This window comes from Sulfuriferula multivorans, from assembly GCF_003851125.1.
GTDB lineage: Bacteria > Pseudomonadota > Gammaproteobacteria > Burkholderiales > Sulfuriferulaceae > Sulfuriferula > Sulfuriferula multivorans.
The window spans coordinates 69,852-83,434 of the sequence record NZ_BGOW01000017.1 but is presented as its reverse complement, the minus strand read 5'-3'; the positions used below and the strand labels follow the sequence as shown (position 1 = coordinate 83,434).

26 protein-coding genes are annotated in these 13,583 nt (G+C 61.8%); 7 read left to right on the top strand and 19 right to left on the bottom strand.

Features of this window, described 5'->3' with window-relative positions; all coding sequences use genetic code 11:
- Positions 1–5 precede the first annotated feature (5 nt).
- The 19 genes from EI185_RS10175 to EI185_RS10090 form a co-directional block, all read right to left on the bottom strand.
- Positions 6–389 carry an ASCH domain-containing protein gene (locus tag EI185_RS10175; RefSeq protein ID WP_124705040.1) on the bottom strand — a complete coding sequence of 128 codons (384 nt, stop codon included), beginning with the start codon at positions 387–389 and terminating at the stop codon, positions 6–8.
- A gap of 16 nt (positions 390–405) precedes the next feature.
- Positions 406–528, bottom strand: coding sequence for a hypothetical protein (locus EI185_RS18360; RefSeq protein WP_262982387.1), 123 nt, complete (start codon positions 526–528; stop codon positions 406–408).
- 248 nt (positions 529–776) lie between these two features.
- Positions 777–1,283, bottom strand: a complete 507-nt coding sequence (locus tag EI185_RS10170) for a host-nuclease inhibitor Gam family protein (RefSeq protein WP_124705039.1) — start codon at positions 1,281–1,283, stop codon at positions 777–779.
- The gene (locus tag EI185_RS10165; protein WP_124705038.1) at positions 1,280–1,510 is read right to left on the bottom strand and encodes a hypothetical protein; all 231 of its coding nucleotides are present in this window, start codon (positions 1,508–1,510) and stop codon (positions 1,280–1,282) included. The genes EI185_RS10170 and EI185_RS10165 overlap by 4 nt, the downstream gene beginning before the upstream one ends.
- A 9-nt stretch (positions 1,511–1,519) precedes the next feature.
- Positions 1,520–1,837, bottom strand: a complete 318-nt coding sequence (locus EI185_RS10160) for a hypothetical protein (RefSeq protein WP_124705037.1) — start codon at positions 1,835–1,837, stop codon at positions 1,520–1,522.
- Positions 1,834–2,382, bottom strand: a complete 549-nt coding sequence (locus tag EI185_RS10155) for an HI_1489 N-terminal domain-containing protein (protein WP_124705036.1) — start codon at positions 2,380–2,382, stop codon at positions 1,834–1,836. The genes EI185_RS10160 and EI185_RS10155 overlap by 4 nt, the downstream gene beginning before the upstream one ends.
- Positions 2,382–2,621, bottom strand: a complete 240-nt coding sequence (locus EI185_RS10150; protein WP_124705035.1) for a hypothetical protein — start codon at positions 2,619–2,621, stop codon at positions 2,382–2,384. The genes EI185_RS10155 and EI185_RS10150 overlap by 1 nt, the downstream gene beginning before the upstream one ends.
- On the bottom strand, positions 2,602–3,240 hold the full coding sequence (locus EI185_RS10145) for an HNH endonuclease signature motif containing protein (protein ID WP_124705034.1): 639 nt from the start codon (positions 3,238–3,240) through the stop codon (positions 2,602–2,604). Before EI185_RS10145 ends, EI185_RS10150 begins: the two co-directional genes overlap by 20 nt.
- A complete protein-coding gene (locus tag EI185_RS10140) occupies positions 3,237–3,431 on the bottom strand; it encodes a hypothetical protein (protein WP_124705033.1) in 195 nt (64 codons plus the stop codon). Before EI185_RS10140 ends, EI185_RS10145 begins: the two co-directional genes overlap by 4 nt.
- Entirely contained in the window at positions 3,428–4,009 is a 582-nt protein-coding gene (locus EI185_RS10135) for a hypothetical protein (RefSeq protein WP_124705032.1), read from the bottom strand. The genes EI185_RS10140 and EI185_RS10135 overlap by 4 nt, the downstream gene beginning before the upstream one ends.
- 80 nt (positions 4,010–4,089) lie before the next feature.
- Positions 4,090–4,392: a hypothetical protein gene (locus tag EI185_RS10130; RefSeq protein WP_124705031.1), complete on the bottom strand. Its 303-nt coding sequence runs from the start codon at positions 4,390–4,392 to the stop codon at positions 4,090–4,092.
- A 1-nt stretch (position 4,393) separates the two neighbouring features.
- On the bottom strand, positions 4,394–4,591 hold the full coding sequence (locus tag EI185_RS10125; protein WP_124705030.1) for a hypothetical protein: 198 nt from the start codon (positions 4,589–4,591) through the stop codon (positions 4,394–4,396).
- Positions 4,591–5,799 (bottom strand): ExeA family protein, encoded by a 1,209-nt coding sequence (locus tag EI185_RS10120; protein WP_124705029.1) that lies wholly within the window; start codon positions 5,797–5,799, stop codon positions 4,591–4,593. The genes EI185_RS10125 and EI185_RS10120 overlap by 1 nt, the downstream gene beginning before the upstream one ends.
- A 123-nt stretch (positions 5,800–5,922) precedes the next feature.
- A complete protein-coding gene (locus tag EI185_RS10115) occupies positions 5,923–7,680 on the bottom strand; it encodes a helix-turn-helix domain-containing protein (protein ID WP_189836366.1) in 1,758 nt (585 codons plus the stop codon).
- Positions 7,681–7,690: 10 nt separating this feature from the next.
- On the bottom strand, positions 7,691–8,620 hold the full coding sequence (locus EI185_RS10110) for a hypothetical protein (RefSeq protein WP_189836365.1): 930 nt from the start codon (positions 8,618–8,620) through the stop codon (positions 7,691–7,693).
- 57 nt (positions 8,621–8,677) lie between these two features.
- Positions 8,678–8,989, bottom strand: a complete 312-nt coding sequence (locus EI185_RS10105; RefSeq protein ID WP_124705026.1) for a helix-turn-helix domain-containing protein — start codon at positions 8,987–8,989, stop codon at positions 8,678–8,680.
- On the bottom strand, positions 8,982–9,488 hold the full coding sequence (locus EI185_RS10100) for a hypothetical protein (protein ID WP_223247777.1): 507 nt from the start codon (positions 9,486–9,488) through the stop codon (positions 8,982–8,984). The genes EI185_RS10105 and EI185_RS10100 overlap by 8 nt, the downstream gene beginning before the upstream one ends.
- Positions 9,489–9,540: 52 nt before the next feature.
- On the bottom strand, positions 9,541–9,744 hold the full coding sequence (locus tag EI185_RS10095) for a hypothetical protein (protein WP_124705025.1): 204 nt from the start codon (positions 9,742–9,744) through the stop codon (positions 9,541–9,543).
- A 19-nt stretch (positions 9,745–9,763) separates the two neighbouring features.
- Complete coding sequence (locus EI185_RS10090; RefSeq protein WP_124705024.1) at positions 9,764–9,967, bottom strand: DNA-binding protein; 204 nt, start codon at positions 9,965–9,967, stop codon at positions 9,764–9,766.
- 36 nt (positions 9,968–10,003) lie between these two features.
- Here EI185_RS10090 and EI185_RS10085 point away from each other — a divergent pair, with 36 nt between their 5' ends.
- The 7 genes from EI185_RS10085 to EI185_RS10055 all read left to right on the top strand — a co-directional run bounded on the left by EI185_RS10085 (position 10,004) and on the right by EI185_RS10055 (position 13,567).
- Positions 10,004–10,324, top strand: coding sequence for a hypothetical protein (locus EI185_RS10085; RefSeq protein ID WP_124705023.1), 321 nt, complete (start codon positions 10,004–10,006; stop codon positions 10,322–10,324).
- A 179-nt stretch (positions 10,325–10,503) separates the two neighbouring features.
- Complete coding sequence (locus tag EI185_RS10080; protein WP_124705022.1) at positions 10,504–10,911, top strand: hypothetical protein; 408 nt, start codon at positions 10,504–10,506, stop codon at positions 10,909–10,911.
- The gene (locus EI185_RS10075; RefSeq protein WP_124705021.1) at positions 10,908–11,153 is read left to right on the top strand and encodes a hypothetical protein; all 246 of its coding nucleotides are present in this window, start codon (positions 10,908–10,910) and stop codon (positions 11,151–11,153) included. Before EI185_RS10080 ends, EI185_RS10075 begins: the two co-directional genes overlap by 4 nt.
- A gap of 19 nt (positions 11,154–11,172) precedes the next feature.
- On the top strand, positions 11,173–11,541 hold the full coding sequence (locus tag EI185_RS10070) for a hypothetical protein (protein ID WP_124705020.1): 369 nt from the start codon (positions 11,173–11,175) through the stop codon (positions 11,539–11,541).
- A 17-nt stretch (positions 11,542–11,558) separates the two neighbouring features.
- Positions 11,559–11,768 (top strand): hypothetical protein, encoded by a 210-nt coding sequence (locus tag EI185_RS10065; RefSeq protein WP_124705019.1) that lies wholly within the window; start codon positions 11,559–11,561, stop codon positions 11,766–11,768.
- 294 nt (positions 11,769–12,062) lie between these two features.
- Positions 12,063–13,226, top strand: a complete 1,164-nt coding sequence (locus EI185_RS10060) for a peptidase (protein WP_124705018.1) — start codon at positions 12,063–12,065, stop codon at positions 13,224–13,226.
- A complete protein-coding gene (locus tag EI185_RS10055) occupies positions 13,223–13,567 on the top strand; it encodes a capsid cement protein (RefSeq protein ID WP_124705017.1) in 345 nt (114 codons plus the stop codon). The genes EI185_RS10060 and EI185_RS10055 overlap by 4 nt, the downstream gene beginning before the upstream one ends.
- Positions 13,568–13,583: the final 16 nt, after the last annotated feature.

Below are 13,583 nucleotides of genomic sequence, written 5' to 3'. Positions count from 1 at the left end.
CTGCATTACCACTTGATCACATAGCCGCTGAAGCTGTCGCCATACGTCTTGCCAAACCAGGCAAAAAACGCATCCGCAGAAGCGAAGCCATCGGCCTTTGCCAGTGCCTCGATCTCATGGTCTGGCAGTAATGCCCACATCGACTCCCCATTTTCCAACATATAAGGCATCTGCACAGTCTTGCTCCGGGTACTGATGCTGATACCATCAATGGCAATACAGACAGCATCCAGCAGCTTTCTGCAGCCAGCCTGCCGCATGCCGGTATAGAGCATCAGCGGATCGCCTACACGCGGCGGCTTACGCTTGCCGCGTGCGCGGATGGTCTGGCGCTTTTCCAGGCGCTTGACCGCATCGGCGAATTCGGCTTTGAAATTGAGTGCTGGCATGATGTTCTCCCTGGCCTCAGCCTGCATCCTTCTCGCCGCAAAACGGGCAATAGTTTGCCACCACCAGCGGGACGGGTTTGCGTTTTGTCTTGTCGATCTTTTCCACCGCCACGACCAAATGGCTGGATAGATGGGCCATGTCCTTGCTTATCCTCATAACCGTTGCAATACGGCCGTTTTTCGGTGCGATGGCTTCGTTGATTTTTGCTCTGCATTCACACATTGTTTTTTCCTTAACATCCGGTGCAATGCCCGTTGGTTATTGCGCCCTACTAAATTCGTGGTGCCGGTTCACGGCGGCCTATTTGTACTGCGTGGAGGCGGCCCTTTGCGGTTTCCGCACCGGCTGGCGTGGTTACATCCCCACCTGCGCCTGGGGTTATGAATCTATTGCGCCTCGAACGGCGTGATCACGAAATCCTCGATACCGCTGTTGATGCTGATCCCGGCCACGCCCTGCAGCGCGGCGGGTTCGTTCAAAATCGCATCCTTGTTGATCTCTTCCTTGGTCCGCACGAAGCGCGCCAGACCGAGCCGTTTCAACACCTCGATCACCGCCTCCGCGCCGCGCACCGATACGCTGGGCGGACGGCTGCGCCACTGCACCTCGCCGGTGGTGAAATTGGCGCTCTTCACCTTGCCGTCGCGGGTCAGCTCCATGCGGTGCGCCTCGCACCAGGTCTGCACGCCGGCCTGCAGCGGTTCGATCTGCGTTTTGAGGGTGTCCAGCAGCGGCTGGTAGCGCTCGGTGATGGCGGCGATCTCGTCGTTCATCGCCGTCGTGCCGCGCAGCAGCTCGCGGCTCAGGTCGCCGATGCGGCGGATATCGGCCGCGCAATCGTCCTGCGACTGCGGCACGTAGGTGCTGGCTTTGGCCTTGATGCGCTTGCTCATGCGGCCTCCTGCTGCATCGGCTGCAAGGCCAGCGGCAACGCGGGCTTGAACTGCCAGAACGGCGGCGGTGCGATCGGCGTGGCGGCGGCGTTGCTGATGCGCCACTGGCCGGTTTTGCTGAGGAATGCGATCTCGACAATCGGCTCGTCGTCGATTTCGCACACGTGCGCGATCAGCACGTCGTGCAGTGGCATGGGTTGTTTCTCTGCGGTCTTGGTCCAGGTCATGGTGTGCTCCTAAGTGCGTAGGTGGAGCTGGCCGATCAGGTCGGACAGCGGGATTTTGCGCAGGCGCGATTCCAGCGTCAGCGCGTGCATGGATCGGGCGTGCAGGAACTGGCAGGTCTCTTCCAGCTCCTCCACCGTCTCGGCGATGTAGTAGCCGTCGCGCGGATGGGCGCACACCGCGATGCCCTCCAGGCGCAGCTCCGATACCAGCTTGCGCAGCTGGCGCGTGTCGATGCCCAGCTCGCGCGCCAGCGCGGCGGCACCGGCGGCACGCTCGCGGCCGATGTGGCGCGACAGCACGCCGAGCAGGTCGTTTTGGGTTTTCATGGTTTGCCTCCCTTGATCAGTGATTTGGCCTGCGCCAATGCGGCGGCGGCGGTTTCCGGGCTCGATTGCGCGCCGGCCTCGGCGGCCTTGAATGGCCGGTGCGAGGCGTGCTGCGCCACCGGCGTGATGCCGGCGCGCTGGCGGTTGTTCTGGCTCTCGCTGCGCGCCGCCTGGCTGTTGGCCTGCCCGGCGATGATCGCCAGCAGGTAGCCGTGCGATTTGAGCGGCAGGCTCAGCTTGTCGCGCCCGGCCACCATCTGCTCCAGCGCCGTGCGCCACACCTCAACAGGCGCCGCGTACACGCTGCCGTTGTGGCTGATGCGCGCGGCATGGATCTGCGGCGCCAGCTCCGCCAGCAAGCTGGCCACACGGTCCATCGTCAACTGGCGTTTGGCCGGGCGGAACAGGCCGAGGTACTGGATCAGCAATTTGCCGAGCGGCACCGACAGACCCAGCGCCTCGATCAGCGCAGTGCGCGCCGCGTCATGCTGGATCAGCGCGTCCAGGCTGGTCTCGGCGCCGCAGTTGGGGCAGCCGACTCTCATCAGTTGCCCAACCTGTGAGTGGTCACACCGTTTTTCGGTGCATCGAGCCCAATAAAATTGCTGACCTTTGCGCCGCTCGCTGCCGCGTATTGCACTTCAACTTTGGCGCTGTTGATGATCGTCTGCGCGATTTCAGCGACTGCGTGAGCCCGCTCGATGTCCATCGGTTTATCCTTGTCATTCAGCGCTTCGATAGTCGCAAACAGGTGTTTGCGCAGTTCATTGATGTCGTGTGCCATTGATCTTTCTCCTGATGACGCCGTTGAGCCGGATCACGTCGCGCAGCTCCTCCGGCAGGTTGTGGATGGTGTTCCTGGCCATGAGCTGGGCGCGGGTGAGCAGCTCCAGGTTGTCCAGCGTGATATTGGATTTGTTGCCATCCTTGAAAGTCACTGCGTGGCCTGCCGGCAGCGGGCCGTTGGCCGCTTCCCAGACGAGGATATGGACGCCGCGCCAGCGCTTTTGCAGCGGCATGTCGTCATTGATCTTGCGCTGCAGGTAGCCGTCCTTGCTGATGCGCTCGGCGCCGATCGGCTGATACAGATCGACCGCTTTCCCGCCCCGGTGGCCGGGTTTGAACTGCGTGGCTACGCCGCCCATCTGCAGTCCCTTCATGCCTTTGTTCCAGGGTACGTGGCCTTTCTTTAACCGTCCCGCCGCGCCGATCTTCCCATCCAGGCGCCGGGCATCCGGGCTGGCGAGGAATGCCGGCGTTTTGCGCAGCCCGAGATTCGCGGCCCTTTGGTAAATGGATGCGATGCTGTGGCCCAGCGCCTCAACCAGGCGTTCGGTTTTTTCATGCGGATAGCGGGCGCGTAATAGCGCGTCCTGTTCTGATGTCCAGGGCTTCCTTTTCATTTCTGCAGCGTCCAGTTGTGGCACGTCGCATTGGCCGGGGTCAGGAAATTGCCCTTGGTGCAGTACCAGGTCGGGAACGTGCGTCCGGACGAAGGATTGTCCTCGCGCACCCATTTGCAGTTGGCGCATTTCTCGCGATTGCTGGGGTCGACCCATCCCATCGAAATGCGGATGCTGGCGATGCTGCTCATGCCAATTCCTTTACGGCTGTCAGGAACTTGAGCAGGCGCTTGACGTCGCGGGCTTCCATGCGCAGCGTGGTGTCGTCGTCCTCGATCTCCAGCGCGCCGGCGTCGTCGACCAGGAAGCGCGGCGGGTGGGGCACTTTGATCGGCTCGGGCTTGAGCAGGAACGCCGGGATGGCTTTGGCCGCGACAAATGCCACGTCATGCTGGATAGCATTGGCGATTTTTACTGCCTGCTCGGCTTGGTGCACGACGCGATCGAACGCTGGATCGCTCTCGGTCACCGGCAACTGGTTATTGATATTGATACCGCCGACGACAGGTTCCGCCGCCTTGGGCCGCCCGGCCTGCCCCGCCGGCGCGGGTACCTTGGTACCGTCCGCCAGTTTGTAAGCCTTGCGGCCGGGCGCATCGATCAGCTCGATCTTGCCGGCCGTGCGCAATCCCCACACGGCATTGGCGACAGCTTTGACCTCCTCGGCCAGCTGGCAGCGCTCGTAGATCTCGCCGGTGTTCAGCGGCGCGCTGGCGCGGCCCAGCACGAACAGGATCTCGTCGCGCAGTGATTTGTGTTGTTCGCTCATTGGTATCTCCTAATAGTGGGTAATTGGTAGGGCGCAATCGTTATTGCGCCGCATGAAATATCCGGCGCAATGCCCGTTGGTTATTGCGCCCTACTGTTTTGTTGCCAGTGGATCTCGCAGCCGTAACGCGGCGCGAAATAATCCTCGCAACGGCGCTGGCCGACGGTCTCGGTTTTGCACACCACGCCGTCCATTTCGCGCGTGGCGCGCTGGGCCTCGGCGATCCAGATTTTCGGGTTGCGCGTGCCGATCCGCATATCGATGACGGTGTAGCCGTCGTGGTCGAGCAGTTTCAGCGCCTGGTTGGCGATGCGCAGGCTGTCGTATACGTGGCAGTTGGCGCCGTCGTGGATGTCGTCGGTGATGCGATGGGTGGCAGGCATATCAGTTCTCCCTGGAGGGTTGAATAGGCTGGTTGGAATGTAACCGCATCAGCTCGCGATCCCATGCCGCGCCGAGTTCGGCCAGCGTTTCATCATTGGATTGCTGGGCCAGCATCGCCAGCACCCGGCCCAGCGCCAGCAGGCGGCGCAGTTCGCTCATCTCGGTACGGCGTCGATTGGTTTGTATCGGGTTATCCATCACAGCTCCTTGATCAGGTCCGCGTCGATGCTGGTGGCACCGATGGCGGCGGCGGCGTTCAGCGCGCGCGTGGTTAAATTATTGACTTCGAGCGGATACGCCATGCTCACGTAGTCGTGCTTGCCGACTTTCTGGATCAGCTTGGCCAGCGCGGCATCGGCGGCGCCGGGCGCGAACACCTTGGCGTAATCCACCCCGGCACGCTGCAGCTTGTGGGTCAGGTATTCTTCCAGCTTGCCGTCCAGCGGCAGCAGCTCGACCAGCTCGCAGCGGCGCACCACTTCGCGCACTTCGAAGTTGCGTTCGTCGAGGCGGTTTTTCATCTCCGGCTGGCCGATCAGGATGATGGCCAGCAACTTTTTGAAACCGTCTTCCAGCTCCCAGAACCGCTTGAGGAATTTCAGCGTCGACACCGACAGGTCGTGCGATTCCTCGATCATCAGCACGTGGCTGTAGCCGCCCTGGCTCGATTCGGTCAGCAGCCGTTCGACCTCGCGCGCCTTGCCTTCCAGGGTGCGGCGCAGCTTGGCGTGCGGCTGCATGTCCAGCACGATGGCATCGCAGATCGCCCCGGCGGTGAGCGTGTTCTTGTCGATGGTGCGCGGCTGGATCACCTGGATCGGCAGGCGCTCGCGCCGGATGCGGTCGATCATGTCGCGCCGCAGCGTGGTCTTGCCGCTGCCCGATTCGCCCACGATGGCGACAAAGCGCCCGTGCCGCGCCGCGCTGTACATCACCTCGCGCACATAGCGCTGGTCATCGGCCAGGAACACATCCTCGGGCGCGTTGATATCGTCGGTGAACGGGTCTTTGAATAAGCGCCAGTGTTTGCGGGCCTGCTCAGTCAGTGCTTCCTTGCGGTGGATCATCGGGTCGTCTCCTAAGGGTGGTTTGCTTTTGAATTTGGGATGCAGGTAGCGCACTTCCGGGCTGTCCGGCTGCCAGGCCTGGGCGATGTCGGCCTCGGATACATGCGCCTCGCGCAGCAGCGCTTCCACCGCCTCGACGATGCTGTCGCGGTCGATGTTCACCGGCCATTCGTCCCAGTTGAGAATGCGGCTCACCGTCGGCCTGCAGGTGGGGCCGCGCAGCCCGGCGGGCATACGCTTGACCAGATCATGCTGGCTCAGGTTGGCGCGCGCCATGATCGACTTGAGTTTGAGCGGCATGTATTCCAGCTCCTGATGTCTAAATGCGGGCTGGCTCATGACAAGCTCCGCAGGGGTGTGATAAAATGAGTTTTCGCATATCGATCTCCAATCGGGTTGCTAAAAATCCCCCTCGCGGGGGTGTTGCAAACAGGGCCGGTCTCGTACACCGGCCCGTTTTATTTACACGGCGCGGGCCATCCGCCCATCGCCATCCTGTTCGTTCAGCCGCAGCGCAATCATGTTCAGCTCGTCCTCGGGGATGCCGTCGGCATACCACTGGCGCAGCAGCGCGTTGCGCTCCGGCGACATCGCCACGCCGCTGCGCACCAGGCGCAGGGCGGCTTGGGTGTGGGTGAGCAGGGGCGCCACAAACACTGGCCGGTTGATAGCCAGCTCGGTGCTGCGCTTGGGCAGGTAATCCAGCAGGTCGGCTTCTTCGGCCTGTTTGTAGGGGTTGACGCGGCCCTGCATGGGGATGTAATCCTTGCGATTGCGCAGCTTTTCTGCGGTGTCGAGCACGGCTTCACCGGTGGCGATACGCGCCAACATCTTGCGGTTGGTCTCCAGCCGGGTATCGGGACGCGCGCGGTATTCGCCGATGCGCCGTGCGTTGCTGGGGAAGCCGTTGGCATTGGTGGTGACCTGCGTCAGCGCGACATGCTGCTCGCCTTCGGCATCTTCGATCACCGCCATCGCGGTGTTGTCGATAAACGGATGCCAGTGCACCCTGAGCTTTTCGCCCACCATCACACCGGGCACGCTGGTGACTTCCCAGCGCTGGCCTTTGAATTCGACCGTCATATCACCCTGCACCTTGCGCTCCACCGGCTCATTGGTGGCCAGCTCCAGCAGGATCACCTCGGCCGGCGTCTTGATCAGCTGCGCGGCGCTGATACGGGTCCAGTTGCCGAAGCGGGTTTCGTGGTGGCGGGTATGGATGGCGGTAGCGTTCCACCAGATCTGGTACTGCTCGGCCAAGGTATTGAGCTGGTCGATGCTGCGGATATCGGCGCGGCGGTTTTTGAGGCCGCCCTCGAACTCGCACTCCACCAGGTTGTTGGCGCACTCCACCTGGCCCTTGGCGCGCGGATTGTGCGCCTTGTTGACGATCAGGCTGATGCCCATGCGCTGGCAAAAGCGCTTTACCAGCCCGGCGCTGGTCGCGCCGGGGTCCACCATCAAATGCTTGGGGCGGCCGTGGAACGGGTCGCTGGCCGGGCGCTCGCGCCCCATCATCCAGGCCACAAAGCGCACCGTGTGCTCGCCGGTTTCGGAGTGCGGGTAATAGCGCCAGCGCACCGTGCCCGAACAGTGGTCGGTGCCGACATAGCGGATCACCCGGCACTGCTCGATGCCCTTGATGTTCTCCGGCTTGTTCTTGTAATGCACCGCCTGGTCGATTTCCTCGATCATCGCGCCGCCCTGCGGCAGGTAAAATACCACGCACACCGAGGCATCCACCTGCCACAGCTCGTTGGGGTGCTCGGTCATCAGGCTCACGTGCGGCGTGGCGCGGCGGATCTGTTCGGGGTGCAGGCCGTAGCTGCGCAACGCGCGGTGCACGGTCGAGGCGCACAGCGCCCGCACTTCGCCGGTTTGCTCGTCCACCGCATCGGCGCGGATCAGGCCATTGACGCGCAGATCGGACAGCGCGCGGTCCACGCTCACCAGCTTCTTGGCGTTCTTGCGGTAGCCTTCGGCCAGATAGGTCGAGATCACTTGTGCCTCGCCCTCGGGCAGCGCCAGGCTGCCCGCATCGGCACGACGCTTGCGACCATTCAGCACAAAATCCTTGAGCCAGCGGTAGCAGGTCGGGCGCGATACGCCCAGCGCCTGGCTGGCCTCGTCGATGATCGCGCCGCGCCCCTTGGTCGGCGCATCGAGCAGGCGCTGGGCATAGGCCACGGCGAGCTGGGTCTGTTGTGGGCTGGGTGGCATCGCCGTCCCCTTAGTTAATGACGGGCGCATTGCCAGCGATGACGGCCTCGGCATACTCGAAGGCGCGTTCGGAGTCGGTTTTATCGGGTTCGATGGGCAGGCTATATTGGCTGCGCAGCGCGTTCAGCTCGCGGTGCAGCTGCGTCACGTGCCCGACCAAGGTGTCATAATGCGCGATGCCGACCTCATCCCCACGGATGATGAGTTTGTTGAATCCCCCGCGCAGCCCGGTCAGGCTGGTCTGTATTTTATAAACCATCTGCGCCAGTTCGCCTGCCAGCATGGCGTAGTCCTCATCCGGCGTGGCCTCTTCGATGCGGATCACCTTCTTGAGCAACGCATGGTTCTGGTCGTTCAGGTCTTTCTCGCGCCGCACCTTGGCGTTGATTTCCTCCTCCTTGGATTTGAGCTGGTCCTGCAGGAGTTCTTTTTCGCGGTTGTGGCGGGTGACCAGATCCTCGATCAGCTCCATCACCGCTTCCTTGTCGCCGTCCTTGGAGGCTTCGACCAGCGCGGTACGTTCATCGTCGGGCAGCTTGCGCAGCTGGCGTAGCTCTCTGTAACCAGCGCCGACCTGATTGAGCTGCTTGAGAGCATCTTCGCCAAATATACGTAGATTGGTTAAATCCTCGTCAACCGTTGATCTTGTCGATCCAATGGCCCGGCAAAATCCATCCCAAGTGCCGATGTCGGCAATTTCGTTACCGTCCTGGTCAATGGCCTTTTTCCCCGCTAAGGCACGGTACATCTTGGTTTCCTTGATATGAGCCAGCTTCGTCAAACTGACGACGTCGGCAAATTTGCTGATTGAGCGCGCCATCTGCACCTGACCAAGCATCTGATTCATCAGGTCGCGCTCTTCGCTCATACGTGGCACAAGTTGGTCAAGCACACTCTGTTCTGCAGCATTCTCGGCCAATGCTTCTTCATTGAAGATCACGACTTCGTCTTTGGCGGGGGGCAGGGGTTTACGTCCGGAGGTCATGTCTCGTCCTTTTTAGTTGGGTTCGCGGGTCAAACGGTTTTTGGTCTCATCGATGCGGCGATGCGTACTGTCCATATTGGCGAGCACTTGCATGGCCTTTTGCCCCAGGCGCGGGCTGATGCGCCAGCGTCCGGTCACCGGGATGCGCTCGGCGTAGCCGAATTCCTCCAGTGTGCTCATGTAGCGCGTCACGTCGCTGGGTGAAATCCTGGCGCGCTCGGCGATATCCTTGTTGGCCAGCCCATCGGCCTCATGGCCGAACAGGCAGTCCATCACCTTGAGCACTTTTACGGCAGCGCCCACGCTGTATTTGGGTTCACTCATGATTCAGCTCCAGTTCGGGTTGTTGCGCCTTGGCGACGTTGGCGCGATGCCAGGCCAGGCCCTCCATCGCGTGGGTGACCTCGCCCATTACCTGGTTGGCCTCGCTCTGCCCCTGGGCGAATGCGATCAGCGCACCCACCGCGCCGTTGAGCAGCCCTTGCAGGGCGTGCACGTCGGTGGCATCGGTCAGGCGCCCGTTGGGGATGTCGATCAGCATCTTGCCGGCGCTGTGCGCCATCCAGCGCGTGATGTAGTCGCAGCGGCATACGTTTTCATAGGCGGCCACCTTGCGCAGCGGCATGGCGCCGTCGCGCAGCCAGCCGTACACGGTCCAGTGCGATTCCTCGCCCATCAGCTCGGCGATGCGCTCCACCGACAGGTTGCGCACTTCCTTGGCGTGGTCTTTGCACAGCTCGATGGCGTGCCGCAGCGAGGTGGGCTGGCAGCGCTTCCAATTGCGCCGGGTCATTTGCATGCCCCGGTTTGGAGGGTGGCGCAAACAAACCCGGTGTTTGCGTCTATGCAAACAATTTTCGTCAGGTAAAATGAAATCATTGCTGAGCCACCAGCTGCACCGGCGCTACATTGGCCTGCTCGAATTTCATCGCGGCCTGCAGGATGCAGGCGGTGGTGTACAGGCTGCGCGGGCAGCCGGAGCGGGCCAGCTCGCGGTTGATGTAGGCGCGGTCGGGCTGGTTAAATGAGGCCAGCACCACGGCGGTGATGGCATGCGGGTGAGTGAGGATGGTGAGCATGATGAGTCTCCGGTGGGGGTCAGGCGGCGTTGCGCAGGGCATCATCGGGGTTGGCTTTGAGGCCGAGCTTGACGGCGATTTCATGGGCTTTACCGTAATGGCCTTTGTACTGCCCATTGAGCACGCGATACACATCCACGCGCGGATAGCCTTCGCGGCATGCCCATTCGGTGATGGTGATGCCTTGCGCACGGATGCGCTGTTTGGCGGCTTCGGAATTCATGAGGGGCTCCTTTTTCATGGTTAGGAGGGATTGAAAGTGGAACAAGAAGAACGTGAAATCCTGATCGACCTGATGGCGGACATGGTTCGCCAGGAGGTGTCCGACCCATTGGAAAAGCTCATGGACAGGCTGATAGCGCTATTGCTGTTCACCGGCGCGATCCCCCTTGATGAGCTTGCAAGCCAGATGCGCTCAGCACTCGATGAATTGCCTTCTGAACAGCACGACACGCGCGGCGCACAACTGATCGCGAAGTACGCTCGGCTTGGAGTTGAGCCATCCGATAAGCCGCCATCGCCTGATAGCGCGGCAAAGCCAGACTGGTTTTTGGGTTTGATCGAGGGTGGCAAGAGGTAGATTTCATTTGTCCTAAGGTGATACGCGAATGAACGTTGGATTTAAGTATGGTAAACGTTCGTTTACTTGTCAAGAGATATGGTAAAAATATTTTGACTATTGGTGAGCGATTGAAGGAAGAGCGTCAGCGATTGGCTTTAAGTCAGCCTGCTATAGGAGAAATTGCAGGTGTAACCAAGATGAGCCAAATCAATTACGAGAAGGGTGAACGAATGCCGGATGCGGCATATTTGTCAGCAATCGCCGCAGCTGGTGCCGACGTGCAATACATCCTCACTGGCTTGCGTGCCGGTGCGCTGGCCGTTGAAGAAACGCGCGCAGGCTACATCGTGGAATACGTCACGCCGGAGGAAGAGGCGCTGCTGGAGAATTTCCGGCATGCGCCACCGGAAGGGCAGGCGGCACTTAAGGCGACAAGCGCCGCGCTGGCCTACCAGCAGGCCGCCGAGGCCAAGCCCGCGCTGCGCACGCGCAAATCCGTGGTGGAGTTCAGTGACGAATACACCGGCCCACGCACCGGCCCGGTGGAATTCGGTGATGAGATGAAGCCCGCGCCCGGTAAAAAACGCAAGGACGATGCGGCATGAGAAAACCGTTCACGCTGGCGCCCAGCCATACCTCTGCGGATGTCGTCGAGGCGCTGGAATTCCTGCTGAGCAAAGCCCGCAAGGGCGATGTCTACGGATTCGCGTATGTGGCGCAGCTCAAACAGCGCAAGTTCATCATGGATACCGCGGGCGAGTCACACCGCAATCCGTTGTTCACGCTGAGCCTGGTGCACGTGCTGGCGGATGCGCTGAGCGAGCGGGTGCGGAATCCGGGAGAATGATTTTTAAGGGGAGTAGAAAATGCCAAATAAAATACAGATGAAAATCATATTTGGGGTCTTATTGGGTGCTGTGCTGGTAGGATGGATCAAGCTGGCGCTGTTTCCTGAGCCACCACCGCCGCCGCTCACCCCGGCGCAGGCGCGTGCTGCCCAGGTCCAGCACGTGCTCGATAACGCCTATTACCAGGTGCAGGCGCAGATCCAATCCAGCATGCTCGACCCGGACAGTTTCCAGCGCGTCGCTGTGGATTATGAAGATCATGGCAGCTACCTGCTGATGGGCGTCAAGTTTCGCGGCAAAAATGCATTCGGCGCGTTGATCTTCGATCATGCCGAGGCGGTGATCAGCCCGGACGGCACCGTGCTGTCAGTGGGGAAACCGGAATAAACCGGAAAGGGGAGAAAATGCAAAACGACGATCAGGATAAAAAAATATCCGATGCAATGGCACGTGGCATCCGCCAGGAGAAAACGCGCGAATCCATTGCCGTATTCCAGGTTATTGGTGCCATTCTGCTGAGCCTGATCATCGGCGGCATCAGTGATCTGCCCATGTTGGGTGCGGGGCTCTTGCTGGTATTGTTCGCGCTGATCTGGTGGCGCTATAACCGCTGACCAAAATAACGCGCCACAGGCGATTATTTCCGCCCCGCCCACACTGACCCTCACCCGCGCGAAATAAATCGCTCCCTGCGTCGTAGGAAACATTCTGCGCGCCATTCGCGGGCGCAGGTGTGGTAGCATTTTGCAAGATCGTGCGTAGGGCGCAATAACCAACGGGCATTGCGCCGGATGTTCATGCGGCGCAATAACGATTGCGCCCTACCCGCAGCCCCCCATCCTTTCCCCCGCATCCGGTTTTAGCCGCGGCTAAAATACCTGCCGCGCGCATGGCCCCATCATCGGGTCATGGCTAATACACAACTCAAACCGATTCATTTTTTCCGCGCCGGGCGTCACACCGACATGGCCGGGCGCGCCATCGAATTCAGCCAGGCCGATCTGGATGCCGCCGCCGTGGCCTACGATCCGGCCGTGTACCGCGCGCCGATCGTGGTCGGGCATCCGCAGCTGGATGCGCCCGCTTACGGCTGGGTGGACAAGGTCGCATCCGACGCCGACGGCCTGCACGCGCAGCCGGTGGATGTCGAGGCGCAGTTCGCCGACCTGGTGCGCGCCAAACGCTACCGCCACGTGTCGGGGTCGTTTTTCCCGCCGGCGCATCCGCGCAATCCGGTACCGGGCGCCTATTACCTCAAGCACATCGGTTTTCTCGGCGCGGCCGCCCCGGCCATTCGCGGCCTCAAGCAAGTCGAGTTCGCCGATGACGATGCCGACCTGGTCACCGTCGAGTTCGCCGATGCGCCCGCTTATCCGGTCGCCAGCCTGTTCCGCAGCCTGCGCGACTGGATGATCGAAAAATTCGACCTGGCCACCGCGGACCAGGTGATCCCCGGCTACCAGGTCGATAGCCTGACGGCCGCCGCCGCACAACCCGACGATCCCGCCGATACACCGCAACCCGCTTTTTCCGCGCCGCAAGGCGAATCCACCACAGGAGATACACCGATGACCGACGCTGACCGCCAGCGCCTGGCGCAACTGGAGGCGGACAACGCCGCCCTGCGCGCCAGGGAAGCTGAATTTTCCGAGGCGACCGCCGAGATGGCGCGCCTGCGTGCCGAAACCCGCCATGCCGAGAATGTTTCATTTGTCGATGGGCTGATCACACGCGGCCGCCTGCTGCCCGCCGACCGCCTGGCGGTGGTGGCGTACATGGACGGCCCCGACGACACCGGCGTGATCGCGTTCGGCGAGGGCGGCGACGCCAAATCGCTGCCTGCAATCGACTGGTTCCGGAGTTTCCTGGTGCGCCTGCCGGAGCAGGTGTCGTTTGCCGAGCACAGCGCTGCAGGCGATGACGCCGATACCGCCGCATTCGCCGCGCCGGACGGCTACGGCACCGATCCCGGCCAGATGGAGATCCACCGCCAGACGCTGGCCTACGCCGCCGCCAACAAAACCGATTACCTCACCGCCGTGCAGGCGGTTACCAAAGGAGCTGCAAAATGAGCGCACAAGCCATTGCCCTGTTAACCCTGCCTGTCACCCTGACCGGCACTGTCGCGGCGAATACCTTCGTCACGCCAGCCGGTGCTACGGCCGGTGCCGATGCCGCGACCCTCGGCGTGGCGCGCACCGCAGGCGTCGCCGCTGACAAGGTACCGGTGGACGCGATCGGCACCGCTGTCGTCACTGCTGGCGCCGCGTTTGCGCTGGGTGCCACGCTCAAATCCGATGCCGCCGGCAAGGCGATCACCTGGGTGACCGCCGGTGCAAAAGTTGCCATTGCGCTGCAGGCCGCCACCGCCGTCGGCCAGCTGGTCGAAGTGCTGCTGCTGCCCAACGCCTGATTCACCCCGCTTAATT